The organism is Lactivibrio alcoholicus (genome assembly GCF_055390895.1).
This window is the reverse complement of sequence record NZ_AP042471.1, coordinates 65,444-91,493: the sequence shown is the minus strand read 5'-3', so window position 1 is coordinate 91,493 and position 26,050 is coordinate 65,444. Positions and strand designations below refer to the sequence as shown.

General features: G+C 56.9%; 23 protein-coding genes and 2 tRNA genes. 24 read left to right on the top strand and 1 reads right to left on the bottom strand.

The features are described 5' to 3' along the window. Window positions 1-8 precede the first annotated feature (8 nt). Genes ACZ5IU_RS00490 through ACZ5IU_RS00480 form a run of 3 tightly spaced genes read left to right on the top strand, consistent with a single transcriptional unit; the run spans window position 9 to window position 2,888 of the window. The gene (locus ACZ5IU_RS00490) at window positions 9-1,238 is read left to right on the top strand and encodes a hydrogenase large subunit (protein WP_464419435.1); all 1,230 of its coding nucleotides are present in this window, start codon (window positions 9-11) and stop codon (window positions 1,236-1,238) included. Further along, window positions 1,235-2,230: a respiratory chain complex I subunit 1 family protein gene (locus tag ACZ5IU_RS00485; RefSeq protein WP_464419433.1), complete on the top strand. Its 996-nt coding sequence runs from the start codon at window positions 1,235-1,237 to the stop codon at window positions 2,228-2,230. Before ACZ5IU_RS00490 ends, ACZ5IU_RS00485 begins: the two co-directional genes overlap by 4 nt. A 13-nt stretch (window positions 2,231-2,243) precedes the next feature. Then, window positions 2,244-2,888: a 4Fe-4S binding protein gene (locus ACZ5IU_RS00480; RefSeq protein WP_464419431.1), complete on the top strand. Its 645-nt coding sequence runs from the start codon at window positions 2,244-2,246 to the stop codon at window positions 2,886-2,888. A 99-nt stretch (window positions 2,889-2,987) separates the two neighbouring features. Here ACZ5IU_RS00480 and gltX read toward each other — a convergent pair whose 3' ends face one another. Continuing rightward, window positions 2,988-4,301, bottom strand: a complete 1,314-nt coding sequence (gene gltX / locus ACZ5IU_RS00475; protein WP_464419429.1) for a glutamate--tRNA ligase — start codon at window positions 4,299-4,301, stop codon at window positions 2,988-2,990. Window positions 4,302-4,394: 93 nt separating this feature from the next. Here gltX and ACZ5IU_RS00470 point away from each other — a divergent pair, with 93 nt between their 5' ends. The 21 genes from ACZ5IU_RS00470 (at window position 4,395) to ACZ5IU_RS00370 (ending at window position 25,879) form a co-directional block, all read left to right on the top strand. Beyond that, the gene (locus ACZ5IU_RS00470) at window positions 4,395-6,938 is read left to right on the top strand and encodes a DNA polymerase (protein ID WP_464419427.1); all 2,544 of its coding nucleotides are present in this window, start codon (window positions 4,395-4,397) and stop codon (window positions 6,936-6,938) included. A gap of 95 nt (window positions 6,939-7,033) precedes the next feature. Next, entirely contained in the window at window positions 7,034-8,575 is a 1,542-nt protein-coding gene (locus tag ACZ5IU_RS00465; RefSeq protein WP_464421771.1) for a SurA N-terminal domain-containing protein, read from the top strand. Window positions 8,576-8,636: 61 nt separating this feature from the next. After that, window positions 8,637-8,731 (top strand) — tRNA-Ser (locus tag ACZ5IU_RS00460). Between the two features lie 359 nt (window positions 8,732-9,090). Then, window positions 9,091-9,167: transfer RNA gene (locus ACZ5IU_RS00455), tRNA-Arg, on the top strand. A 196-nt stretch (window positions 9,168-9,363) separates the two neighbouring features. Further along, window positions 9,364-10,542, top strand: a complete 1,179-nt coding sequence (locus ACZ5IU_RS00450; protein WP_464419425.1) for a CapA family protein — start codon at window positions 9,364-9,366, stop codon at window positions 10,540-10,542. Continuing rightward, complete coding sequence (locus tag ACZ5IU_RS00445) at window positions 10,539-12,308, top strand: phosphodiester glycosidase family protein (protein WP_464419423.1); 1,770 nt, start codon at window positions 10,539-10,541, stop codon at window positions 12,306-12,308. Before ACZ5IU_RS00450 ends, ACZ5IU_RS00445 begins: the two co-directional genes overlap by 4 nt. An 86-nt stretch (window positions 12,309-12,394) precedes the next feature. Further along, the gene (locus ACZ5IU_RS00440; protein WP_464419421.1) at window positions 12,395-12,586 is read left to right on the top strand and encodes a 4-oxalocrotonate tautomerase; all 192 of its coding nucleotides are present in this window, start codon (window positions 12,395-12,397) and stop codon (window positions 12,584-12,586) included. 21 nt (window positions 12,587-12,607) lie between these two features. Further along, window positions 12,608-13,375 carry an LmeA family phospholipid-binding protein gene (locus tag ACZ5IU_RS00435; protein WP_464419419.1) on the top strand — a complete coding sequence of 256 codons (768 nt, stop codon included), beginning with the start codon at window positions 12,608-12,610 and terminating at the stop codon, window positions 13,373-13,375. After that, complete coding sequence (locus ACZ5IU_RS00430; protein WP_464419417.1) at window positions 13,372-14,067, top strand: hypothetical protein; 696 nt, start codon at window positions 13,372-13,374, stop codon at window positions 14,065-14,067. The genes ACZ5IU_RS00435 and ACZ5IU_RS00430 overlap by 4 nt, the downstream gene beginning before the upstream one ends. Before the next feature lie 23 nt (window positions 14,068-14,090). Next, window positions 14,091-14,381: a DUF7990 family protein gene (locus ACZ5IU_RS00425; RefSeq protein WP_464419415.1), complete on the top strand. Its 291-nt coding sequence runs from the start codon at window positions 14,091-14,093 to the stop codon at window positions 14,379-14,381. A 12-nt stretch (window positions 14,382-14,393) separates the two neighbouring features. Further along, window positions 14,394-15,344: an ArsA family ATPase gene (locus ACZ5IU_RS00420; RefSeq protein WP_464419413.1), complete on the top strand. Its 951-nt coding sequence runs from the start codon at window positions 14,394-14,396 to the stop codon at window positions 15,342-15,344. After that, on the top strand, window positions 15,341-15,805 hold the full coding sequence (locus tag ACZ5IU_RS00415) for a NanQ anomerase/TabA/YiaL family protein (protein ID WP_464419411.1): 465 nt from the start codon (window positions 15,341-15,343) through the stop codon (window positions 15,803-15,805). The genes ACZ5IU_RS00420 and ACZ5IU_RS00415 overlap by 4 nt, the downstream gene beginning before the upstream one ends. After that, on the top strand, window positions 15,805-16,446 hold the full coding sequence (locus ACZ5IU_RS00410) for a lysozyme family protein (RefSeq protein ID WP_464419409.1): 642 nt from the start codon (window positions 15,805-15,807) through the stop codon (window positions 16,444-16,446). Before ACZ5IU_RS00415 ends, ACZ5IU_RS00410 begins: the two co-directional genes overlap by 1 nt. Window positions 16,447-16,448: 2 nt before the next feature. Next, a complete protein-coding gene (locus ACZ5IU_RS00405; RefSeq protein ID WP_464419407.1) occupies window positions 16,449-17,966 on the top strand; it encodes a carbon-nitrogen hydrolase family protein in 1,518 nt (505 codons plus the stop codon). Next, entirely contained in the window at window positions 17,963-18,442 is a 480-nt protein-coding gene (gene tadA, locus ACZ5IU_RS00400; protein WP_464419405.1) for a tRNA adenosine(34) deaminase TadA, read from the top strand. The genes ACZ5IU_RS00405 and tadA overlap by 4 nt, the downstream gene beginning before the upstream one ends. A 551-nt stretch (window positions 18,443-18,993) precedes the next feature. Continuing rightward, window positions 18,994-19,470, top strand: a complete 477-nt coding sequence (locus tag ACZ5IU_RS00395; RefSeq protein ID WP_464419403.1) for a hypothetical protein — start codon at window positions 18,994-18,996, stop codon at window positions 19,468-19,470. Between the two features lie 404 nt (window positions 19,471-19,874). Further along, window positions 19,875-20,465, top strand: a complete 591-nt coding sequence (locus tag ACZ5IU_RS00390; protein ID WP_464419401.1) for a hypothetical protein — start codon at window positions 19,875-19,877, stop codon at window positions 20,463-20,465. Then, window positions 20,462-20,734, top strand: coding sequence for a helix-turn-helix domain-containing protein (locus ACZ5IU_RS00385; protein WP_464419399.1), 273 nt, complete (start codon window positions 20,462-20,464; stop codon window positions 20,732-20,734). Before ACZ5IU_RS00390 ends, ACZ5IU_RS00385 begins: the two co-directional genes overlap by 4 nt. Beyond that, a complete protein-coding gene (locus tag ACZ5IU_RS00380) occupies window positions 20,731-23,694 on the top strand; it encodes an AAA family ATPase (protein ID WP_464419397.1) in 2,964 nt (987 codons plus the stop codon). Before ACZ5IU_RS00385 ends, ACZ5IU_RS00380 begins: the two co-directional genes overlap by 4 nt. Next, on the top strand, window positions 23,691-25,082 hold the full coding sequence (locus ACZ5IU_RS00375; protein ID WP_464419395.1) for a DEAD/DEAH box helicase: 1,392 nt from the start codon (window positions 23,691-23,693) through the stop codon (window positions 25,080-25,082). The genes ACZ5IU_RS00380 and ACZ5IU_RS00375 overlap by 4 nt, the downstream gene beginning before the upstream one ends. Window positions 25,083-25,585: 503 nt before the next feature. Next, window positions 25,586-25,879 carry a hypothetical protein gene (locus tag ACZ5IU_RS00370; protein WP_464419393.1) on the top strand — a complete coding sequence of 98 codons (294 nt, stop codon included), beginning with the start codon at window positions 25,586-25,588 and terminating at the stop codon, window positions 25,877-25,879. The last annotated feature ends 171 nt before the right edge of the window (window positions 25,880-26,050 follow it).

The following is a 26,050-nucleotide window of genomic DNA, read 5'->3' as shown; positions in this document are numbered from 1 at the left end:
GAATGAACATGAGTGCCAAGACGTATACGGTGCCGATAGGCCCCGTCCATGTCGGACTCAAGGAACCCATAACGGCCTGGCTGGATCTTGACGGCGAAAGAATCGTCGGAGCGCGGGTACGCCCCGGGGCCATACATCGCGGAATTGAGCGTATGGGGCAGGAGCGGAATCCGATACAGGTGATCTATCTCGCGGAAAGAATCTGCGGTATCTGTTCGTTCAGTCACATCACGGCCTTCCTGAGAGCCGTCGAGGACGCCGCGCAGATCAGGGTTCCGGCGAGAGCGCAGTATATCCGTTCGCTTGTCCTCGAACTTGAACGCGTACATTCGCATATCCTTTGGGCGGGCGTTGCGTGTTACTCGATCGGTTTCGATTCGGCGTTCCAGCTCGGGATGCTCATGCGCGAAAGGGTCATGGACGTCCTCGAGACCTACACGGGGAACAGGGTCAACTACGGTGTCGGAACGGTCGGAGGCGTCCGATGGGATATAACGCCGGAGGTCGACACCGTCGTTCGCGACATGATCCGGTACTATCGAAACGAGTTCTCGGCGTTTTACGATATCGTGACGCAGGATCCGGTCGCGAAGGCGAGGATGCGGAACGTCGGAGTCCTGTCGTACGAGGATGCGATCCGGCACTGCGCCCTCGGTCCCACGGCGCGGGCGAGCGGCGTCAGGTGCGACCTCAGGTGGTCGGCGCCGTACGAAGCGTACGGGGATCTCGACGTGAAGCCCGTCGTGCCGCAGGATTACGTCGGCGAGGCGAGGGGAGACGTGTTCGACCGCTTCCTTGTTCGCGTCCTCGAGGTCTATCAGTCCCTCGATATAATGGAGAAAGTCCTCGATGGTCTGCCCGAAGGCGATATCGTCTTCGAGAAGAGCGTCGTCAAGGTTCTTTCCCTTCTCAAAAAGGCGGAAGGAACGGGGTGGGGGATCATCGAAGCTCCGCGCGGAGACGATTCCCATGTCGTTCATCTCACGTCCGGCAACGAGAACCTCACATGGTGGAAGGTCCGGGCACCGACATACGCCAATGCGGTTTCATGGCCCATCATGTTTATCGGGAACGATCTTGCGGACGCGCCGCTTATCATTAACAGCATCGACCCGTGTATCTCGTGTATGGAGCGCATGCTGGTCACGGACGCAGGCTCGGGAAACGAACAGATCCTGACCCGCGAGCAGCTTCTGAATATGAGCAGGGAAAAGACGAGGAGGATGATGCCGGCATGATATTCGATATGATCCTGAAGCTGGTCGCCGGTTCGGCGCTGATGCTTCTGGTCCTTGTGCTCGCGCTCCTTTTCGACGGAGTGGACCGGATCATCAACGCCCGGATGCAGCGACGCTGGGGGCCTCCTGTGTTTCAGCCGTTCTATGATGTCCTGAAACTGCTCGGGAAGGAAAACATCGTTCCTCGGCATGCCGTGTCGTGGGTGTTCAACAGCGCTCCCTGGATGGCTCTCGCGAGCATGCTCGTCGTGTTCCTGTATATACCCCTCGGATCTCTTCCCGCGATTCTCGGAAGCGAGGGGGATCTCATTCTTGTTCTGTACATGCTCGGATTCTGCGGCGTGTCGATGGCCCTCGGCGGATTCGCGAGCGGGAACCCGATCGCGAACGTCGGGGCGCAGCGGGAAATGATCCTGATGATGAGCTACGAGCTGCCGCTCGCGATCGTCGCGTCGACGCTCGCGTGGACCGCGTATCGGTACGGAATGCCCGGCGAGCCGTGGAGCCTCGAGACCTTCGCGGCGAACCCCGTATGGCATGTCGTCGGAAAGTCGGGAACGCTCGGGCTCCTGTGTCTCCTTCTGGCCCTCGTCCTCGTCGTTCCCGGGGAGACCGGGAAGGGCCTCATGGACATTCCCGAAGCCAAGACGGAAATCCTCGAAGGTCTTATCATCGAGTATTCCGGTTCCAACCTCGTCATGTTCAAGATTACCTTCGCTCTTCGCTCGCTGGCGATTTCGGCGATCATCACCGCACTCTTCATTCCGTGGTCGTTCGCGAGCCTGCTCGGGATATCCGGCTGCGTCCTGTTCGCCCTCGATTTCCTCTGGTTCTGGGTCAAGGTATTCGTGGTCCAGATCATCGTCGTCACGTTCATGCGTTCGTCTCTGGGACGCCTCAAGATATGGCAGGCGTCGCACTTCTACTGGGTGAACGTCGCGGGACTGTCCATCGCAGGTATGCTTTTGCTGTCCATCGACAGGATCTTCTAAGGAGGCGGACGACGTGGTTTTCAACAAGATGTCAATCGAACTCCTGCGGCAATGCGTCGATGCGCCGTTTACGAATCCGTTCCCGGTGGCGGCGATGCCCGATTCCCTGACCGACGCGCTTGCGGCCGCAGCGGAGGGGAAGATTTCCCTCACGCCACCGATCGAAACAGCCGGACGTTTTCGAGGAAGACTCGCATACGACAAGGCGAAGTGCATTGGCTGCAAGCTGTGCGTCAAAGTCTGCCCCGCGAACGCGACAGAATACCTGCCCGACGAGAAGAAGATCCGGATCCATCTCGATCGCTGCTGTTTCTGCGCTCAGTGCACCGAGGTCTGTCCGGTCAAGTGTCTCGCGATGACGAAAGATTTTCTCATATCTTCATACGATCGGAAGGCGCAGATTGTCGTCGATTCAGGCCCGGCCGGAACGGAAGCCGACGAGCACGCGGCAGTGAAAACGGTCTATCGGATCGACCCGGAAACGTGCATCGGCTGTACGAAGTGCGCGCGCAATTGCCCCGTCGGGGTGATTACGGGGACCGTCAGGCAACCTCACGTGATCGACGAAAAGACGTGTATCGGATGCGGCAAGTGTGCCGAGTCGTGCCCGAAGAACGCCATCAGTCCGGTCGAAAAGGGGCCGGATGCGACGGCGTAGCGTCGCATCGACCTGAAATATCTTCCAGCCGTCCGAAATCGAAGAGGGGAGCCGCCATGCGGCTCCCCTCTTTTCGTTCTTCCGCCGTTTTCGCGGCGTCTACCCGAGAAGGTCGTACCCGACGAGCCGTTTTCGGACTTCGTCCCGCCCCATGAGAGAGGCGACTTCGAAGATTCCGGGACTGACCTTCGCTCCGGTGATCGCCATGCGCAGGGGCATGGCGAGATCCTTGATCCTGATTCCTTTGGCGTCCGCCCAGTTCCTGGTGAATGCCTCGAGCGTCTCCGTGCTCCATGCCGGAGACGACAGAAGGGCCGAGAAAAACTCTTTCAGTCCTCCGCGTTGTTCTTCCGTGATGTCCTTTCCGTCGTACCGTTCCCGAACGACGTCGAACGAGAGAAAATAGGACGCGTAGGCCGCAAGCTCGCGAATTGTCTGCCCTCTTCCTCCCATCAGCGTGAGAGCGTCCCGGAGATACCGCCTGTCGAAGGCGTCAACGGACAGTCCTTCCTCCCGCCAGAACGGTTCGACGAGAGAGAGGCGTACATCTGGATCGAGTCGCTTTAGATGCTCCTGATTGATGAAGTTCAGTTTCTCCATATCGAAAACGGCGGCTTTCCGCGTTACCCTCGCGAGGTCGAAAAGAGTGGCGGCCTCGTCACGCGTGTAGATTTCCTTTTCATCTCCGGCGTTCCAGCCGAGGTTGCCGAGAAAGTTGAAGACGGCCTCCGGGAAGTAGCCCATGTCGCGGTATTCGTAAATGCTCGTCGCTCCATGACGCTTGGAAAGTTTCTTTTTGTCCTTTCCGAGAATCATCGGAAGGTGTGCAAAGACCGGACGTTCCCACCGGAGCGCGTCATACAGCAACAACTGTTTCGGAGTGTTCGAGATGTGGTCCTCGCCGCGGATGACGTGGCTGATGGCCATGCAATGATCGTCGACGACGACGGCGTAGTTGTATGTGGGCATACCGTCGCTCTTCATGAGGACGATGTCCTTGAGCGTCTCGCTCTGCATCTCGATATGCCCGTACACGACATCGTCGAACGCGAGCGTCTTCCCCTGAGGAACGCGGAATATCACGGCGTCGCCCTCTTTATAGGCGAGACCTTCGTCGACGAGTTGCCCGGCGTATTTTCGATAGAGATGAAGCCGTTCTGATTGTCTGTATGGTCCGAAATCACCTCCCCTGTCCGGTCCCTCGTCCCAGTCGAGGCCAAGCCAGACGAGGCCCGACATGATCGTATCCTCGAATTCCTTCGTGGACCTTTCCATGTCGGTGTCTTCGATTCTGAGAATGAACGAACCGCCTGTATGGCGCGCCCAGAGCCAGTTGAAGAGCGCGGTATGTCCGCCGCCGATGTGAAGGGCTCCGGTGGGGCTCGGTGCAAAACGAACCCTTGTCTTTTCCATGAATGAATTCCTCCCAGAGATCATTTCGGGAGCGATACAACGCCTTTTTTCTCCCATTAGGGTATTATAACCTGCGATACAGATGGAAGGGAGTTGATTTTCCTGACACGAACAGTTCTCCTCATCGACGGTCATTCTTTGGCCTTCAGAGCCTTCTACGCTTTGCCGGAGCTTTCGGCGCAGGACGGAACGCCGACGAATCTCCTTCACGGGTTCATGTCCATGCTTCTCAAGACACAGGATACATGGAATCCCGATTCCACGATCGTCGTCTTCGATGCGCCCGCGGAGACGTTCCGACACAAGATGTACCCCGATTACAAGAAGGGGAGAAAGCCGACGCCTGAATCCTACAAGATTCAGATTTCGCTCCTTCAGGAGCTCCTGAGAATGACCGGATATCCCCTCGTTATCCGTGAGGGCGTCGAAGCGGATGACGTCATCGCTTCCATTGCGTGCAGAATCGCTTCGGAGGGGAACGTGTCGATCATTCTTTCGTCGGACAAGGATCTTTTCCAGATTTTGCGGGATGGAGTCAGAATCATCCGACCGATCAGGGGGATCACGACATTCAACACGTACGACGAGAATTCCTTCCGTGACGAATACGGCTTCCCCCCCTCGTCGATGCCGGACTATCTCGCCCTCCTCGGAGATAGTATCGACAACGTTCCTGGAGTTCCTGGAATCGGCGAAAAAACCGGACGTCAGCTCATCTCCGACTACGAGACGCTTGAAAATCTCTACGACCACCTCGGATCGCTCAAACCATCGACAGGTGCGAAACTCGACCAGAACAGGGATCGCGCGTACTCGAGCCGGGAACTCATCCGGTTGAGGTGCGAACTTTCATTCGGGCAGGACGCTCAGTCGGCGGAGGCGGTCGATCCTTCAAGGGCCGGAGAATTCTGCAGGCGGCTCGGTCTGCAGAAGATTCTCGGACAACTGCATGTGCGTCAGAAAGAGGTGATCGCCGAGCCTCGCGCCGGATATACGCAACCCTCCCATGTCGTCGAGGTTTCTTCCGAGGATCTGTTCGGCGAAGCGGAACTTGCGCTGGTCCATACGCTTTCTGAATCAGAAATGGGCGGGGAGGAGGAGATTAGCGTGTCTTCGCGCGACGGAAGGACGTGGAAAGGGAGTACCCTTCCGCCGCTTCTCGTCGAGCGGATGAAACGCGTCTCTCTCGTGACGGACGATTATAAAAGAGTTTTGTCTTCCATTCCGAGCGGCGTTCCCGTTCCGAAGAGCGTCTTCGACCTGAAGACGGCACATTATCTGTTGCACCCCGACATTCCGGCGCACGATTATCAGTCGCTTCTTTCGTCCGGCGACATTCCGGCCTCGGCGAAGGCGACTCCGTGGGCTCTCAAGGATTTCCTCGCATCCGGCCTGGACGCGTGCGACGGCCTGTCGGACGTCATGACGACGATCGATATCCCTCTACTTCCTGTCCTCCGGGACATGGAATGTTACGGAATCCGAGCGGACAGGGAACGGCTCGGGGAGCTTTCAGAAAAGCTCGGGGAACGAATCTCGTCTATCGAACGGGAGATCCGTTCGTATGCCGGGACGGAGATCAACCTGAACTCCCCGAAACAGGTCGCGACGCTCCTTTTCGAGACGTTGTCCCTTCCGCCGCTCAAAGAGACGAAGACGGGCTTTTCGACGGATGTCCACGTGCTCGAGGAACTCGCCGCGATGACGACGATCGATGCGACGGTTCCGCGACTGCTTCTCGAGCATCGCGAGGCGACGAAACTCCTCACGGGATTCGCTGTTCCTCTCCGGAACGCGGCCGACCCAGAAAGCGGGATCATCCGGGGCGTCTTCGAATCGACGACGACGGGGACGGGGCGATTGAGCAGCAGGGATCCGAACCTCCAGAACCTCCCGGCGTACGGTGAATGGGCGTCGAAATTGAAGGAGTGCCTCGTCCCTCATGACGAGGCACGGGTTTTCGTCGCGGCGGACTACTCGCAGATCGAACTCCGGGTTCTCGCCCATCTGAGCGGCGAAGAGCGTCTCAGGGAAGCGTTCGCCGCGGGAAGGGACATCCACACGGAGACGGCGTCTCTTATATGGAACATGGTCCCTGAAATGGTCTCTCCGGAGTTGCGGAGGACCGCAAAGATGGTGAACTTCGGAATTCTGTACGGGATGAGTTCGTTCGGTCTCGCATCCCGTCTGGGCATCAGCCGCCCCGAAGCTTCGAAGATCATCGACCGATATTTTTCCGCGCTTCCCCGGGTACGGCGGTATATCGAGGAGAGTTTCGAAGATGCTAGGCTGCGCGGATATACGAGAACCGTCGCCGGTCGAATCCGTCCTTTGGCCGAAGTGCCCCTCAACCAGAGAGACAAAGGGAGTCTCAAACGGATTGCCGTCAACAGCCCCATTCAGGGAACGGCGGCGGATATCGCCCGGGTTGCGATGCTTCGCTTTCACGGACGTTTTTCCGGCGATCCGGACACGAAACTTGTGCTCCAGATCCACGACTCCCTCGTGTGCGAATGCAGGGAGGCCGACATGGAAAAAGTGACGGAGGAACTCGTCCGCATTATGGAAGGGGCGGCGAACCTCGATATTCCACTGAAAGTCGAACCGAAACACGGGAACAGCCTGGCTGCCGTATAATGCGACTCTGGAGCGGCAATCGGGAAGTATGATACAATACCGCATCGGAATTGCGGTTTTTATATTCATTATAGAGAGGAAGATGCTCTTTGTTTATGAGGACCTTGCGGCAACAGATGCGCTGGATTATGTTGTCCGTTGCGATTCTGTTCGTGCTCTCCATTTTCGGCTGGTACGGCTTCGACGGGACCCGCAGAAGGTCCGGCGGCGAGAACGGGATTCAGGACTATGCGGTCGCCGAGGTGAACGGAAAAAAGATCATGCGTTCGACTCTCGAGGAGAGCCTTCGACACTACGTCGAGCGTTCGAACATTTCCGATGTCGGCTCGGATGACATGCCGCGACTCCGGCGCGACACCCTGGACGGGATCGTCGTCCAGATGCAGCTCGAAGAGGAAGCGAAGACGCAGGGGGTCAAGCCGACGGAAGCGGATATCGACAAGGCGGTTGCGAAAATCGCCGACAACTTCCCGACGAAGGAAGCGTTCCAGCAGTATCTCGAACAAACCGGCCTGAGAATGGCGGACCTCCGCAAGAACGTGTCCGAGCAGCTCTCCCAGCAGAAGCTCATCGAGACGGCGCTTGCGACAGTGAAGGTTACGAGCGATGATGTCTTCTCGTTCTACGACAAGACAAGGGATCTCTTCTTCCGTCAGCCTGCCGGAGTCAAACTGAACTTTGCCCGCTTCAGATCGAAGGACGTCGCGCAAAGAGCCCGGACGGCACTTCTGCCTTCGTCGGCGTGGAACGGGGTACTGGCTTCCGTCGCGTCTGCGGACGTTCTCGAGAAGAACCTCTACGAAGCGCCGGTCTTCATCCCGGATACCGGATTCGTCGACAAGCTCGCATCTCTCGCGAGTCTCGACGTCGAAGTCCCGAGTCTTCCCGTCGGTCTGAAGGACGACGATTTTCTCGTTCTCGTCAAGCGCGAAAATCTTTCCGCGCGGCTTCTTCCGTTTGAAGAGGCAAGCAAGGATGTCATCGATCTCATGCGTCGCCAGGGGCAGCAGAACGGGAAGACCGAGTCGCTCCTGTCGCAGCAGAGACCCGGAGGGACAGGAGCCGCTTCCGATGTTTCAGACGAGGATATCCGCGCGTTCTATGAAAAGGCAAAGGAAATTTTCTTCCGCAAGCCTGCGGGCGCGAAGCTGAACTTTGCGCGTTTCAAGTCCCGGGAGACGGCGGAAAAGGTTCACGACGCACTCCTGCCTTCGGCAAACTGGAACCGGATCATGGACAGCATTTCTTCCGCGGACCTTCTCGAGAAATCGCCCTCGGAAGCGCCGATTTTCGTCCCCGATACGGGGTTCGTCGATAAACTCGCTTCGATAGCGAGTCTCGACTTCGACGTTCCTTCCGGGCCGATCGCTCTTGCGAGCGATGACGTGATTCTCGTCCTGAAGCGCACGAAGGTCGACGCCCGTGTCCTGTCGTTCGACGAGGTAAGCAGGGATGTCCATGATCTTGTTCTGCGCCAGAACCAGCAGTCCGCCCAGACGGAATATCTTCGGAAACTAAGGTCGCAGGCGAAGGTGACGATTCTCGACGCGAGCATCTTTCCCGCAGCCGAAGTGTCCGGAGATATAGATATCAAGCCCGGGACCGCAAGTGGAGATGTGAGTCAGGACAAGAAATAGCGGATCATGAAACCTTGACAGAACAGGCGCGGCTGATAGAATAGAGCCCGTCTGTCCGGACGGTGGGTTGGCCGAGTAGGCTGAAGGCACTCGCCTGCTAAGCGAGTAGGGGGGCATAAACCTCCCTCGAGGGTTCGAATCCCTCACCCACCGCCATTATTTCTTCTGGAAGCCCGGGGTCCTTCCATCAGGAGGATCCTTTTTTGTTCTCGATCCTGGTCGCAATCTCGCGATCTTCGTTTCCCGATACCGTGCCGCCCAGGAAGCGCCTTCCCCCGTCGAAGCGTTACGATCCCCGACATTTTTTCAAACTTCCTTCGTTCCGAAAATGAGAAGGAGTAAACGGGAGGTAAGCGCAAAGAGAGGTGTTTCATGAGTAAAGGCGACGAATTTGTAAGCAAAGGTCTATGTTTTGCATAACGATCACGACCTTCGTTTGTCCGGAGAAATCGCTTGCGGGGTTCTCATTCCCGTGCTATCATTCCTTTTGCTGTGTGATCGAGGCAGCGCGGTTTGTGCTGGTAGCTCAATAGGATAGAGCAAAGGCCTACGGAGCCTTAGGTTGGGGGTTCGAATCCTCTCCAGCACGCCATTGAGTTCAGCGGGTGCCTTTTCCCGTTGTTATAGAATGAGCCGGACGCGGAATCGCGATCCGGCTCATGGTTTTTCTGTAACCCGCCGTGACACACGCAAGGTCGTACGAGTTCAGCCGCCAGTGCACGGAACAACGTGCGTCCTCTTCGGTCGTTGATGTGTTTTGGCGGAGTATCATGGGGAGGAAACCTGACATGGACCTCAAATGCTTCAAGTCGTACAGACGTGGCAGAAGAATCACGATTATCATCCTTCTTTGCGGGCTTCTGTCGCCGCTGCTTTTCGCTCTTCGGGGGGATGCGCAGCCCTTTCGGATCGCGTTTGTCGGCGATATTATGGTACACGCGCCGCAACTGGAAGCCGCCAGAGACGGACGAGACGGAACCTACGATTTTTCGCCGCAGCTGGCACCCATGAAACGGGTGCTCGCATCTGCGGATCTTGTTGTCGGAAACCTTGAAACGACGCTTGCGGCGGGGATCCGTTCCTTTTCCGGCTACCCCTGTTTCAATACGCCCGATTCTCTCGTGAGTGCGCTTGCCGATTGCGGTTTCTCCGTTCTCACGACGGCGAATAACCATTGTCTTGACAGTCGCGGGAGAGGCGCCGAACGAACCAGTGAGATTCTTGACACGATGGGGCTTTCCCGGGTCGGAGTCCGTCTCGGGAAAGACGCGCGCATCGCGCTCGAAGTCGAAAAGAATGGGATCAGGCTCGGGTTTCTTTCCTATACGTACGGAACCAACGGGATAACGCTCTCTTCAAATGCTTCCATCATTGTTCCGACGATCCAGGGGGCGGATGTCGCCGACGAGATACGGAATGCCCGGAAGCCGGAAACGGATCTCTTTGTCGTCGGATTCCACTTCGGGCAGGAATATTCCCCGAAGCCCTCGAAGGACCAGCGTGACGTTGCGGCGCTGGCGTTCAGGGCCGGTACCGATATCGTCATCGGGACGCATCCGCATGTGCTGCAACCAGTCGAAATTTCGAGAAATTCTCGTTCCGGCCGAATTCGTGTCGTCGCGTACTCGCTCGGGAACTTTCTCTCGTCGCAGCGGACGAAACCCAGGGACAGAAGCTGCGTGCTTTTTATCGACGTCGAAAAGCGGCGGACAGGCGTTTTCATCACGCGTGTCTCGATACTCCCCATATGGACCAGGTGGGGACGGGGAAACGCGACGCCCCGGATCGCCGTAACACCTCTCGTTCATGAAGTTCGGCGACTTGCCGGACGTCGTGACCCCGGCGGAATCTCGGAGATCCGGAATCTGCGGGCGATCGAGGAAAGCGTTTGCCGTTCGCTCCTTGTCTGTCATCGCGCGGAACCCGACGGCTCGTACACACTGTGGAAGGAGAATCAGGAAAGATGAAACGTTCGTCGTTGTTCTTGTCCGGGAAGTTTTTTGTCGCAATCTGCCTGCTTTTTGCCATCTTCGCCCCGGTCGGGGATTCTGCGGAAAGATGGATTCGCCGTGACGAATTCTGCGTCGCCCTTCTCGAAGCACGCGGCTTTCCCACCGAGGGACTGCGGACTCCGGCGAGCGCCTATAGGAAGGCCCTCGATCAGGACCTCGTCCCCGTCCTCGGACGTCCGGACGCATTCATGACGCGCCGTGAAGCGCTCCGGTACGCGATCCAGAGTCTCCATCTCACCCCTGAAGCGACTCTGCTCCAATCATATCCTCTTCCATTCGGCGACATTTCGGGGCTCTCACAGTACGAGCGCGGCTGTCTTGCGGTCGCTGTTTCCCTCGACCCACAGATCGTCCGTCCTGGGAAACTCTTCAATCCGGACAGAAAGGTATCGCACGGAGAGGCCGAATACTGGTTGCAGGCGATACGGAAGGCCTCCGGAGGAATGACGCTCCATGTCGTTCTCGAAGAAGAGAAGGGGCTTTCGCTCATCGTTCACAGAGAGAACGCCTTTTCTCGTTTCGTCCAGTGGCGGACGCTCATGGACGGATTCTCCGCGCGCGAGGAAGCTTCGGCGGTTGCGGACAGGATGAGGGCCGCGAAACATACGGTCTTCGTTGACAACAGCAATTACGAATGGAGGATCCGGTCCGACCTGTACGACGAAAAGCCGAAGGCCCTCCGTCTTGCCGCACTCGGGAAGAAGATGGGGGCGGTCAACGTTCGCGTCCTTCCGTATCAGCCGATCGTCGAGGCGACCGGCGGGCCGAGATTCTGGGTCGCGCTCGTCCTTGACCCCTCACGGTACGTTCTCGAGCCGATCATCGCTCCGGACGGCATCTCGACGCTCTGTCCGCTGAGCGACATGGACGGCGGTTTCAAAGCAGCCGTCAACGGAGGATATTTCACCAAGTCGGCCGCAGACAAAGGGTATCCCATCGGAACGTTGATGATGAGAAAACGACTTCTGAATGCGCCGTATCGCGGACGGACCTGTCTCGGCTGGAGCCGACTCAACACGGCCGCTTTCGGAATGGTCGAGTGGGAAGGAACGGTCAGTCATCCGTCATTCGGAGAAAAGCCGATTTCATCCCTCAACAGAATTTCGAAAGCCGACGCCCTGCATCTCTTTACGCCCGAATACGGCGGGTCGACACCGGTATCTTCGAGACCGACCCAGGAGCTTGTGTTGCGAAAAGGGCGATGCGTCGAGCGAAGGAGCGCGGCAGGGCCGATATCCCAGGGATCGGTCGTCATTGTGGGGTACGGCGAAGCGGCGGGAGAACTCTCGAACATCGCTCCCGGAGACGCCGTCGAAATCCGGCAGAGCCTGAACAGGGGGGATGCGGACTGGAACAAGTGCGACTCGATCATCCAGGCCGGGCCGTTTATTCTCAGCAACGGCGTGATCCAGAGCGATAACGAAAATCTGAGCTCGGGCATCACCGAGAGACGACACCCCAGGACGGTTATCGGACTCACCGACCGTGGGAAGTGGATGCTTTGGGTCGGAGACGGCAGAAACCCGATTCACAGCATCGGTTTCACACTGGACGAGGCCGCGAAGCTCCTGCAGAAATACGGAGTGGTATACGCGTTGAATCTCGATGGCGGGGGCAGCAGCGAAATGATCTACAGAAACCGGATTGTCAACCTTCCGTCAGAGGGCAAGGAGCGTGTCGTGAGTTACGGAATAGGCGTACGGCCCAGGATGGCGAAATAGCGTATCCGGATAGTGCGACACTTCATCGCTTTCGGCTTGAGTGCCCGTACAACTTGCTGTAAGCTTCCAAACGGAGGTGAGTTGAAATGCCGATAGTCGAGGTTCATTTGTTCGAGGGCAGAAATGGAGAACAGAAAAGGAAACTCGTTTCCGAGATGACCCGGGTCATCTGCGAGGTGCTGGACGTGAAACCGGAGGTCGTTCGCATCATTCTGGACGAGATGTCCAAGGAGAATTTCGCCATTGCAGGAACTCTCGTGTCGGAGAAGAAATCCTAGAAGGGGAGAGGTGCTGGCGGAATGGTTTTTCGTCGGTCGGGTCCTGTCTTCGGAATCCCGGTCGTAATACTCGTTCTTCTATTGCTGGACGGCGGTTGCGACGCCGCTTTGTCCGGGGATTTCATATTCCGAAGTCTTATTCACCGGTTTCATCCCGATGCGATTGAGCTTGTTCTCGATGCCGAACCCGATGAAACGGGAGCCGTTCGGCGCCTGTACGCAGCCCTGACGGGAGCGGTCTACGAAGGCATCAGGATTGATTCGCTCAGTCTCGAGGCTGTTTTTTGCGTCTTCCGCACCGTTCGCGACAGCGGAGGAACCGAGCTTGCGGAACTGGCCTCCTCAGTGAACGGCTACTTCGATGCGCGTCTTCGGGAAAGGGACCTGAACGATTTTCTCGTGGGCAGGGTCGTCGACGGAAATGGCGACGAAAAATGGAAGAAGGTTCGTGTCGACTTTCTTCCGTCGCGCCTGAGCGCGAGAGGGTATTATTCGAACTCGGGACTCACGGCCCTCGTCGAGCTTGACGGCATGCTTGAGCTCGTCGACGGCACGCAGGTGATTCTCTCGGATTATGCTCTCAGGATCAACAACGCAGACCAGGCGTCGTTCGTGGAGGAAGCGATCCGGAAAGCGCAGCCGTTGCTTGATTTCAGGAAATTTCCATTTCCAGTCGTTCTCAAATCCCTTGTGATAACGGACGACTCGATTTCTCTCGCAACACGAGTTCCGCCAAAACGGTTCAAAGGAATCGTCTTCAGGTATGGAAAGTCAGGGAGGCAGCCATGATCTGTAAAAGAAGCGCTTTCCGCAGAGCTTCTCTGACTGTCGTCGTTTGCGTTTTTCTCTTGGCGGCCGATTCGGGACTTGCGGCGGACTCTGATACGGCTGCGTTCAACGAAACGATGCGGCGATACTTCCCGAAGAGCGCGATCAACACCGTTCTCTACGAGAGCGACGGAGCTCCGCTCAATCGCGTATACGTATGCGCCGAGCATCCCGAAATCTCGGGAACGATCTATGAACGGATCCTTCTCGATCTGAAAGGGCTTCGGTATGGTTACGTCAACGACCAGATCCGGATCGAGTCCGTATCGTCGGCCACAATCGGGGGGTCTCTGACGAAGGCTGAATTCGAGCGCGTTCTTGCGAAGGAATTCCCATCCCTCAGAAGCCCGAAGGTGACGTTTTCGAAAAAAGCCATCGATATCTTCGGGGTGTACGAAAAGAGCTATCTGGTGCGGGTCCGTGCGCTGATGAGGTTTCGCGGGCGATACGAAGTCGATTCGAAGACCGGAACCGCAGGGCTCGTCTTTTCGGACGTAACCAACGACAACGCCATGGTCTCGGCCGGAGAGATCGCCGCCGCTCTCGAGAGATGCAGCCCGAAACTCGATTTTCGTTTCCTGCCCGGGAATCCGCCCGTCCGGCACGTCATTGTCGACGAAAACAGGATCTGGTTCAGCACGATCGCGCGCTGAGAACGCAGAGGAGGATACGGCACGTGTCAGAAAAAAGACCGTTTCTCGAAACAGCCAAAGAATTCGTCGCGGCGTTTTTCCACGGTTCCTTCGTGAGCAAACGCATGGCCGTTGTCCGCAAGGAAGCCTTCGACGTCAACGACAACCTCATGCTCCTGCTTTTCGGCGATTTTCTCGGGATTCCGAATCCGGTTTCCTATTACATGCTCGAACTGCTTCCGTATGTGATGGAAGATCTGGTCCCGTGGGAACGCAGGATGCAGAACAGAAAATACATCGTCGCGGAAAAAGCGGCGCAATACGATTTCGATTAGGGGAGACGGAGAATGTCAGTGAACCGTCCGTTCATTTTCTTCGGCGGCAAGGGAGGAACCGGCAAGACAACCTGCGCCGCCGCGTATGCGTACTGGCGTGCATCCCAGGGATCGCGAACTCTCGTCGTGTCGACGGACCCCGCGCATTCTCTCGCGGATGCGATGGGAGTGCCGATCGGTCCCGAAATCGTGAGAATCAGGGAGAATCTCTGGGGAATCGAGATCGACGCCGAACTCGAATCGCGGAAATACGTCAAATCGATACAGGACAAGATGCTTTCGATCGTCAGCGCCGGAATCGTCGACGAGATCAAACGCCAGATCGAAATCGCGTACGCATCGCCGGGTGCCGAAGAAGCGGCTATCTTCGATAAATTCGTCGAACTCATGGAGTCCATCGGCGATCCGTATGACATGATCGTGTTCGATACCGCTCCGACGGGACATACGTTGCGTCTCCTGTCGCTTCCGGAGATTCTGGGAGCGTGGATCGAGCATCTGATCGACAAGCGGGCGAAAGCGATGCACCTTATGGAGATGGCCGCGCGATATGACAGGGATCTTCAGGAGAAGATCAAGGACGATCCGATCATCACTACACTCAGAGACAGACACGATAAGTTCGTGAAGGCGCGCGGCCTTTTGACCGACCCCGAAAAGTGCGTGTTCTGTTTCGTTTTGAACGCGGAGAAGCTCCCGATTGTCGAGACGCAGCGTGCAGTCGCCCTTCTCGAAAAATACGGAATCCCGATCGGATCGGTGGTGGTCAACAAGGTTTTCCCGCCGGAATCCGGGAGTTTTTTCCGGAAACACAGGGAATCCCAGATGGGATATCTTGCACGGATCGAGTCTCTGTTCGGAAAATATGGCGTTATCTGTCTGCCGTTTCTGGAAAGCGACATTCAGGGAATGCAACAGATCAGTATCATGGCGGATCGAATCAAGGAGATTGATGTCCGATGATTCTCGACAAACTGGAGAACGCGCAGAACTATTACGGCATGGGATGCGGAATGAGGAAAGCGTTTGAGTTTCTCATTTCAAATGACATCCGTTCCCTGAAGGACGGCAGGTACGATATCGACGGAGAGAAAATCTACGCACTCCTGCAGACGGTATCCACCCGGAGATCGGATCTTCTGGATTTCGAAAACCACGGACGTTTCGTCGATATTCAGATGACGCTGAGCGGAGAAGAGGTTATGGAATGGGCTCCCCTCGAGGAACTCGTCAAGGTACGAGCATACGATGTTGGAGACGATTGCGCTCTCTGGCGTGGCGCGGGGCAGCCCGTCAGGGCGACGAACGGCGTTTTCGCGGTCTTTCTGCCAACCGATGCGCATAAGCCCTGCGTCGCACCGGGAGAGCCGGGAGAGGTCCGGAAAGTCGTCGTCAAGATTTCAGTGGAAGAAGTGATGGAGTAATGGCCTTACGGTTTCTGAGCGCCTGTTTCTGTTTCCTTTTCGTCCTTTTCGCCCCCTGCGAAGCCGGGGTGTTCGGCGAAAGTCCGGAACGACGATACATGGAATCGCACCGCGATGCGGATGAGACCGCTCTCCGGATCGCGACGATGGAACGATACTTCGGGACGCTGAAGAAATCGCTGTCCGCCGAGCGGATTCAATCGTACGCGACGTATGTCGAAAACGAATCGGCCTCGTTCGGAGTCGATCCGTTTCTCGTCGCGGCGGTCATGATCAACACGTCGGACCTTGAATGGACTTCGCGGGAAAACAAGCGGTACGGACTGATGCGGATCGACTGGGACAAGCACAGAAAATGGATCTATCGGGATTATCCCAACGTCCGTTCTCTTCGTATCCTGTTCAAGCCGGTGATCAACATTCGCATCGGCGCGCGGATCCTGAAAGATGACCTCGTGAAGAACGCGAACGACATCGATCTCGCGCTTGAGCGGAACTACGCGTGGGATACGCTGTCCGCCCCTCAGGAAATCCATACGCACTATCGGAATATGGTCGTCCTTTTCCGTGAGTTGAGGGAGAAACGCGGCGTGATGCAACTCCCCGGAGTCTCTGCACCGGTACCCGACGGAGGAAAGTGACCGTGGTACGGGTTGCGTGCGTGCAAATGCGTGCAGGCGAACCCGGGGATCGCCGGACGACTGCCGACAGGATTCTCGGATTTCTCGAACGTTCTGCACGTGAGGGGGCGGAACTCGTTGTCTTTCCGGAAGCGGCGTATCCCGCCTACTACATCGGACCGGGGATGGATCGCGCGAGAACGCTCGTTGCGGAAAGCGAGGAATTCCTCGATGCCGTGTCGCGAAAGGCCCGTAGCCTTGGCGTCTATGTCGCCATCGGCGTACTCTGTCCGGAGTGGGATGGGCGCATATCGAACAGCGCTTTCCTGATTGATCCGGAAGGGATGATTCTGGCTCAGGCGCGGAAGAACAACATGTGGCACTTCGACTCCCGATACGTATGCCAGGGACATGAATATCCGGTCGTTCCCACGCCTCTCGGCGTCGTAGGGCTGATGGTTTGCGCTGACGGCCGCGCTCCGGAGATTGCTCGTATACTCGCCCTCAAGGGGGCGGACATCATTCTGGATCTCGCGAATCTGACGGGCAGCGGAAGTCTCTCGAACCCTCAGGTCGAGTACATGTTGCCTGCGCGGGCGAGAGAGAACGCAGTCTGGCTCGTTGTGGCGGACAAGGTCGGTCTCGAGTCGAAGACAGTCTTGAACTGTGGTTCGAGCCGCGTCATCGACCCGTGGGGACGGATCGCCGCGTCGCTGGACGCTCGCGAGGAGGCCATACTGCATGCAGCGATCGATGTTTCGCTTCCACGTCCCACACTCCCTCCCCGTCACCCGGAACGATATTCTCTCCTCGTCTCGAAGCGGGATCCTCTGCCGCGAAGGGATCTCTCTCCGTACCGGGAACTGTTGTGCGGCATCGTCCAGTATCCGTTCCGTTCAGGAGAGGAGTACGGAACGAAAGCGAAAGAATTCCTGGAGATTCTTCAGGACCAGGGGTATTCGGTTATCTGCCTGCCACGGCTCGAACCGGATGGATCCCATGACGACGTCGTCAGGGCGCTCCTGCCGTATATCGACGACGGACATCTCGTCGTTTTCGGCGTCTCCGGAAAAGCAAAAAACTGCGGAGTCACCTTCATCTCTTCCGGCGGCGTCAACGCGGTATTTGGTGGGAATGATGCTGTCAAGGCGCGCGATACGCCGCTCCTTCGGTGCGGAGCGCTCTTCGGTGACGAAGGCTTCGTCCCGGAGGCCGCTCGATGTCTGATGCTCGATGGCGCGGAAGTCGTTTTCTGGTATGACACGGGACACGACCAGGCTGCCGAATTGCTTGCCCGGACTCGCGCGGCGGAAAACAGGGTGTATTTTGTGCGAATGTGTTCGATTTCTTCGAACGACTCGGCGTGTATTGTCGCACCGAACGGCAACGTGATCGCATCGACAGTTTCCGGAGAAGAAATGGCAACGGGAGCGATGATAACCCCCGTTCTCTCGTCGATGAAAATCGTCGTCCCTGGGACAGACGTCGTCGGGAACAGATTCCCGGAGGATTACCGCGTTCTTGCGGACGTGTCGTCATGACCAGACCTGACTCGGAGGTCGTTACCCCGGAGGATGTAGCGTTCATGTCCGCGGCTGTGCGGATGGCCCGTATCGCCGCGGCGAAAGGCGAGGTTCCCGTTGGAGCCGTTGTCGTTCGCGACGGAAGGACAGTATCCGCCGCCCATAACGAGAAGAGCGACGACGTGACCTCTCATGCGGAAATCGTGGCGATTCGACGGGCGAGCTGGGTCTTGGGGACGTGGAACCTCTCGGGGTGTACGCTTTACGTCACGCTCGAACCGTGCCCCATGTGCGCGGGGGCACTCGTTCTCTCGCGCATTCGCCGGGTTGTGTTCGGATGCTTCGATCCGCGCGCGGGTGCGTGCGGATCGTTGTACGATATTCCCGAGGACGGACGTCTGAACCACCGGTGTATTGTGACGAGCGGCGTTCTTGCGTCGGAGTGTTCGGAACTTCTTGTAGCCTATTTCCGGGAAAGGCGAAAGAACATCTGATGCGAAGCGTTCTTGCTTTCTGCCCGGTCCCGTGTATAATAACTAGCGGTTTTTTGTCCGGAGAGATGGCCGAGCGGTTGAAGGCGGTCGACTCGAAATCGACTAGGGGGAAATGAACCTCGCAAACCGTTGCAAACACTGATTTCTCTCTTTTCAAGGTCCGGAATACACCGGTCGACTGCATGAAAATGAAATCCGTTTAAGCTGATATTCCGAAGCTCCCGAGAAATCGGGGGCTTTTTTGTTTCCGGCAGTCTTGTAAACATTCCTCCGAAACGCTGACAACGATGTCCTGATGTCTTCCTGATTGTCCATCCCGGAACCGTTTTGTGACATCCGACTCGGGACTCATTCGTTTTTCAAGGATCATGGTAAACTTAAGATTTATCTTATAACAGAGTCTTAAGACCCATCTTGTAAATGTGCATAACTTTCCCCTGTGGATACGGTGGATATGTGGGCAATTGCGCAGGTATGACCATGATATAATCTTCTTGCAGCGCGTAATTGTGAATACTCCGACTCGTTGACCACGAAAAGAGGACGATGCGATGGAGCTTGAAAACCGAGACGATGGTATTCTTTCCGAAGAATGGAGCCTCAAGAGGTATGCATCTCTCTTTCGGCGCGGTCCGAATCTTCGACGGGAAATCACGCGCAGAGAAGAGGAATTGCGGCTTCCGGCGCTCGGGGCGGCTGTCGGAATGGATTTTTCAAACGTCCGCGTTCAAGGAACACGAACAATGCATGTCATTGAAAACGTAGTTGATAAAATATGTTTCACTGACAGTAAAATAGCAAGACTTCGAACAGAACTTATGCTTTACGAAACAATCATAGCCACACTGACAGATAAGCAAAGAACCTTTGTCGAACTCAAATACGAGCTTGGCATGAGGTTTGAAGACGTTGCGATTTTCATGCACATAAGTTTGGACGGAGCGAAATATTACGCGAGAAAAATCTTGCCTATCGCGGAAAACGCGCGGAAGCGTCATCTAGGCAATCAGTCCATAGAACAGATATGATACAAACTACACTTTATTACGTATTGACAAGTATGATATTATTATGCTGGAGCAAAGTGTAAAGAGCTGGATATCCGGGAAAACATCCGGGGAGTCCGGCTCTTTTTTTATGGGGATGGAAGGGAGGTGAAAGACATGGATCTTCGGGGAATGATCATCGAGCGGAATGGATCTATCCGGCGTTTTGCGCAGGAAAACGACTTGAACTTGACGAGCTTGTACGGACTTTTGGCGCGGAAGCGCAACGCTTCAAAAGCCGTCATACAGTCGCTTGAATCTGTGTTCGGTCCTATCGTCGGATCTTTTTTTGACAGTGACGGGATTTTGCTTCGGAAGTAGCGGACACAAAAAAAACCGCTCCGGCGGCAGTCCGGAAGCGGTTTAGAAAGGAGAGATCGTCATATATGAAGAATATCACAAATGTCAATTCATTGCAAGCACCAACGAATGATTATCACTGCAATACCGCGTCGAAACTGTCAGAAACATTCGAGAAAATACTGAATGAACGAATTGCACTGAGCAAGGATGTAATTCACTCGATGAACTCTATCAATCGGTGGAATTGCTCTTCTGCAATTCGTTCAAGCGCAATGAGGCTTGCAGGAGAAGTAAAGGTGTATCTCGACAAGCGAGTTGATATTGACGCGCTCGTTCAAAAATATGGTATCTCAAACGCCGTTGAAATAGCGGAAACAAAACTCGAACAGTTACACTCGATTCGTTCCGAATATCGCAGTGAATGGAGCCGTTTGATATCGCTCGCAATGCGGCAAAAGGTCATGTCTATAAAAATAGTGCGAACTGTTATGACTGTTGTTCGACGAGTGATGAATCATTTCAGGAGTCCACGAACACATCGAAACAGACGCTTGCGGCTTGCAGTTGCCTCTGCCGGAGGTGGTGACCCGGGAGGCTCCGACGGTCCCGACGCGGAACCGCCTAAGCGACGCTCCTTGACCGTTTCCTCCCTCGCGGCGGGGTGGTCCCGATGAAGACGCCGCGACTCGGGAGACAGTCCCGGGAAATCCTCGCGCGGCTCTTGAACGGCGACCGGCTTACGTCAAAGGATGCGGCGCTCGAGATGTCGTGCTGGCGACTCGCGGCAAGATGCTTCGACCTTCGTTCTCTCGGGTGGAATGTCCGCGCAACGACGATCCACACCGAAGACGGAACGCGGTTCGCGGAGTATTCGATAAATCCCGACAATCCGCGCCTCGAGGACCGGCAACAACGGCTCTTCGATGGGGAATCCGCATCATGAATAACACCGATGCGGCGCTCTCTTGGTGCGAAGAACACCTTGCACGGAACGGCTCCCTGCAACGGGACGGGCGAACGTGGTTGTGTTCGAGTCCGACGAGGGAAGACCGGAATCCGAGCCTGTCCGTGGACCTTGAAAAACGCTGCTATTTCGATCATGGAACGTCCGAAAGCGGGACGTTATCCGAGTTGAGTTCCATCCTCGGGTGCGAAAGTCCGAAGTGGGAACCGGAAAGCGAACGCGAGGAAAGAAAATCCGCTCCGGCCCGGGCCGAAGCGAAGCCGGACACATCGAGCGAAGCCGTGCGGTTGTGGAAGTCAGGCAAACCGGCGCAACCCGACCACGAATACTTGCAACGCAAGCACATCGGGGCGCATGGTTGCCGTGAAGTGTTGATCGCCGGCGAAAGAATGCTGTTGATACCGGCGTTCGATGGAACCGGGCGTGTCGTCGGGGTGGAACGTATCCGGCAGGACGGGACAAAAAAGCACTTGGGCGAGAAGTCCGGATGTTTTTTCCTTCTCGGGGTGATCGACGCCCAGAAGCCGGTCGTCATTGCCGAAGGTTTCAGCACAAGCTCGGCGATTCACGAATTTTCCGGACTCCCGACTGTGTGCGCGTTCGGCGCGTCGAACGTCCCGACGCTTGCAAAGCGGCTCCGGGAACGATACCCGGACCTTGAGCTTATCGCGGCAACGGACAATGACGACGCAGGAGTCAAGGCGGCGGCGGAATGTCCTGCCGGAACGCTCGCGTGCATTCCGAGCGGCGCAATCCCGCATCTTGACTGGTGCGACGTCTCCGTTGAACTCGGGCAGACAGAGGCACGCCGTCAGTTTCATCTCAAACTGACGGCGGCAAGGCAAAAGGCGCCTTTGACGAAGACTCCGGCAAGGTGGAAGCCGAAAGTCTTCACGGCGACGGATCTGTACAAGGCCGACATCCCGGAGCGCGAATGGTCAGTTGACGATCTTGTCCCCGCCGGTCTTTCGGTGCTCGCGAGTCCGCCGAAAATGGGGAAGTCATGGATGGCGTTGCAGATGTGTCTGGCTGTTGCGAGCGGGAAGCCGTTTCTCGGGATGAAGACACACAAAGGGCCGGTTCTGTACGTGAGTCTCGAAGACTCCCCCTTACGGCTCCGAAAGCGGATAGCGGCGCTCGTCGGAGACAAGCAGGACATTCCCGAAAACCTTCACCTTATGACGGAGCTTCCGCGACTCGACAAGGGCGGTATGGACTTCCTCGAAGAGTGGATTCAGGCGAACAAGCCGCGGCTGGTCTGTCTCGATACCTGGGGCCGGGCCAAGCCGGGGGGGGGCGACGCGAAGAAGAACGCATTCGACTCGGATTATTCGGTTGTTGCCGAAGTCAAAGGCGTTGCGGACAAATACGCGGTTGCACTGCTTCTGATTCATCACCTCAAAAAAGGCGGCGGCAAGGAAGCGGACTTCCTCGAATCGTTGAACGGAAGCATGGGACTCCCTGCGGCGGCGGATGCGATTCTTGCGCTCAAGCGGACGCGGGGGGAAAGCACGGCGATCTTGCAGCGGAGCGGACGCGACATCGAGCACGACGACGACCTTGCTCTTTCGTGGGAGGCTCCCGGATGGAAAGCCGAAACCGTGTCCGTTGCGGAAGTCCGGATGTCCGAAGAGCGGCGGGAAATTATCAAGGTGCTCAGGGACGCAGGGGAGCCTGTCAGTGCCCGTCACGTCGCGGCTGAACTCGGGAAAAACTTCAGCACAATCAAGGTCACGCTCTGGCGTATGAAAAAAGACGGAGCCGTCAGGGTCACGGAAAAAGGACTCTATATGACTCCCCCCGAAGAAAGAAAGAATGATGATGATGATGATGATTTTGGTGTAACCGCTGTAACTGATGAAACCGGTGTAACCGGTGTAACGCCTGTAACCGGTGTAACCAGAGAAACCGACGATGCGGTTACAGGGCGGTTACAGGGGGGGTGTAACCGGGGCGAATCCGGTTGTGGACTGAATCCGGACGTATCGGTTACAGCGGTTACACCGGTTACAGCAAAGGGTCAAAACTTTAGCGAAGTAAAGCGAATGGAAAGCGAAGAGCGGGAGCTTGAAGGTCTTTTCGAAGATGCGGTGTCGGACGAAGGGCTTTCTTCTCGCGGCTATCCTCTCGACGCCGTTCCGAAGGACGTGGCGCCTCCGGTTCGCATTGACGACGATTCTTTCAGGCTCGTATTCGACCATGAGCCGGTTCTTCCGGGGGATCATGGGAAGCGCGGCGCATGGGAAGCATTGTCTCGTGCGTTCGGACATGGAGAGCCGTTCGGTCGATCGGCGGTCGAAAGTGTGTGTCAGGTTTCGGATGGACTCGCAAGACGGTACCTGAGGGATTGGGTGTCCTCCGGAAAACTGACGCGAGAAGGAAACAATCGGGCGACAGAGTACCGGGTCGTTTCTTCTTCTCGGGAGCTTCCCGGTACTTCTCCTGATATTCTAAAAAAAAGTACCGTCAAGAGAGAATCATCAGTGATACCAACAATCCCTGACGGTACAGGGGGTACCGGCAAAGTACCGGCAAAGTACCGGCAAAACAGGGGTGATTCGGAAAAGCCGGTGATACCAACAATCCCTGACGGTACTTTTACGAGTACCGGCAGCGATTGTTGCAGCGCAACGGTTTCCACGTTTGACGGTACCTTTTCTGGGTGTACCGGAAGGAATCTGGTACCGGAAGAGAATCACGTCGAAGCGCCGAAGATCGAGCATGTTTTTCCTTCTCGCGGCGCATCGACCCCCGGGCCGATGGTCGAAGTCGAAGAATTTCCTGATCCGCTGCCGCTCCCGTATGAGTGGGTCGGTCACGGATGGATTATCGGCGTCAATCGTCTTGGCAGTGGGGAAAGGTCTTTCGTGATTGCGAAGAGTCCGACAGGGAAGCCGGTATGCTCTCTGCGTGAGCCGCGAAAGAAGGATGCAGCATGATCCGGCTGACCATTGGGGCGAAGGTGGAGGCTTGCGGGCTTCCGCCTTCCATCCTTCAAGATGCGCGGCAGTCGTTGACGTTGAAAAATCCGGTGTACGCAACCCGGCAACGTCTCGGAAAGTGGACCGGCGACATCTCGGAAACGCTGACGTTGGTCGAGCGGTCCGCCGGGCGGGTGTTCCTTCCTCGCGGTTTTCTTTCATGCCTTCTCGAACTGATTCAGGCGTCCGGCGAAGAGTACGAAATCGTTGACGCGCGACTCCGGCTTCCCGATGTCCCGATGGACTTCACCGGCGAACTCCGAGCATATCAAGCCCGTGCCGTGAAAGATACGTCGGAGCACGGTTCCGGGGTTCTCGTCGGGCCGTGCGGAAGCGGAAAGACCGTCATGGGGACTGCGTTGATGTCGCACTGGAAGCAACCGTCAACCGTGTTATGCCATACGAAGGAACTCTTGACGCAGTGGCGCGACTCGATACGGCGCTTCCTGGGTGTTGAACCGGGGATCATCGGAGCGGGCGACGCGACGTTCTCCGATACGGTCAACGTGGCGCTCGTGCAAGCACTGACGGCAAAGCCGGACATCCTGCAAGAACTGACGCGGCGGACAGGGCTTGTGATGCTCGACGAGTGTCACCATTGCCCAGCGGAGACGTTCACGACGGTGATGCAGGCGTTTCCCGCGGCGATCCGATACGGACTCTCCGCGACTCCGACCCGGGCCGATGGGTTGACCTCGTTCGTGACATCCGTCATCGGGCCGTATCGGGCGATCATCACGCACGGGGAGCTTGAAGCCGCGGGCGTGCGCGTCGTCCCTGACATCCGGTTCGTCCGGACCGGCGCGAGTGTTTGGAACGTCGTCGAAGACTGGTCCGGGGTGATGCGCGGGCTTGCGGAGAACGGCGCACGGAACCGGCTGATATGCGAACTGGCCCGGGATGCGGTCAACGAGGGAAGGACCGTTCTCCTTCTCGCGGGACTGGTCGATCATGTCGAATACCTGGGCGGCGAACTCGGGAGCGTCGCGCGGGTGCTCCACGGCCGGATGGCGAAGAAAGCCCGGGAACGTGCGCTTTCGGATGTCCGCGAGGGAAAAGCGTCCGTTTTGATCGGAACGCAGATAGCCGACGAAGGGCTTGACCTTCCGACGCTCGACACGTTGATACTGGCGTCTCCTTCCAGAAGCCCGGGCCGGACAGAGCAGCGCGTCGGGCGCATCCTGCGGAATCTCGAAGGGAAGCGTCAGGCGCTCGTGTTCGATCTTGTGGACGATCATCCCGTGCTGTTCGGACAAGCGCGGAGCCGGTTCTATGATGCGTACAGACAACTGGCTCCGGAGACACAGCTTCCGGACTGGCTTCACAGAAGCCGGAGTGCGGCATGAAGGCCGGGGGTGACTCTCGCGGTCCACCACAGGGCCGGGCGGCGGGATGCGGGAATCGGAGAGATGTCCTATAGGAGTACACTCATGAAAGGGGAAAATGCCAATGCCTGTAATTTACGAAAGACCGATGAAGGAGCCTGAGCAACCTGTGCTCCTTGAAAGAAGATGGGGAAAGGCGAAGGACAAAATGACAGCGCACGAGCTGGATATGACGAAGGAAATCGAAAGGCTTCACTACGGAAAGTGATCTGGACGGGAGGGGGGCGGGAGCGATTCGCCCCCGTTTCCCCTTCGGGGAGAAAGGAATGATGGAGAATGACACGAAAAGGCAATAGTCAGGGGGGTATCTCTTCTCTCCGAAACAAGAGACGGCTCTTGAACTCTTGACCGGCGGATGCTCGCAAGCGGAAGCGGCGCGACGTGTGGGAGTCGAAGCCGAGACGATATCCCGGTGGTCGAGAAACGCAATTTTCAGAAACGAGCTTGCAAGACGCCGCGCGGAAGTGCTCGAAAGCATCCGCTCGGAACTCGCTTCGACTGTGAGAGCGGCGCTCACGGCAGTGAGGGAAGGGTTAAGCGATGCGGAAATCTCGTCGGCTGTGCGGCTGCAAAGCGCAACGTCTTTTCTCGGAAAGCTCATGCCGGGGCTGCTGCGAATAGAGCCGGAAGAGCCGGACATCGGAGAGGTATTGAAAGCCGAAGCCGACCGGCGACGGGAGCGGTTCACGGATTCGGTACTCGATGGAACGAGCGAAATAGAAGAGGAAGCCCGTTCGGAGCTGGAACGGGACGCCTGAGTTTTCAAGCACATCGGGGCTTCTCGCGTGGGGAGCCCCTTCACAATCGTGTCGGGGCGCGTGTCGTTTCTGGAAAAGGTATGGAATTTCGTCCACGACAAACGACATAGCGCCTTGAGGCTGTGCGAGCGTCAGGGGCGATGTGGCGTGTTTCTGAAGCTCTGGCGGCTG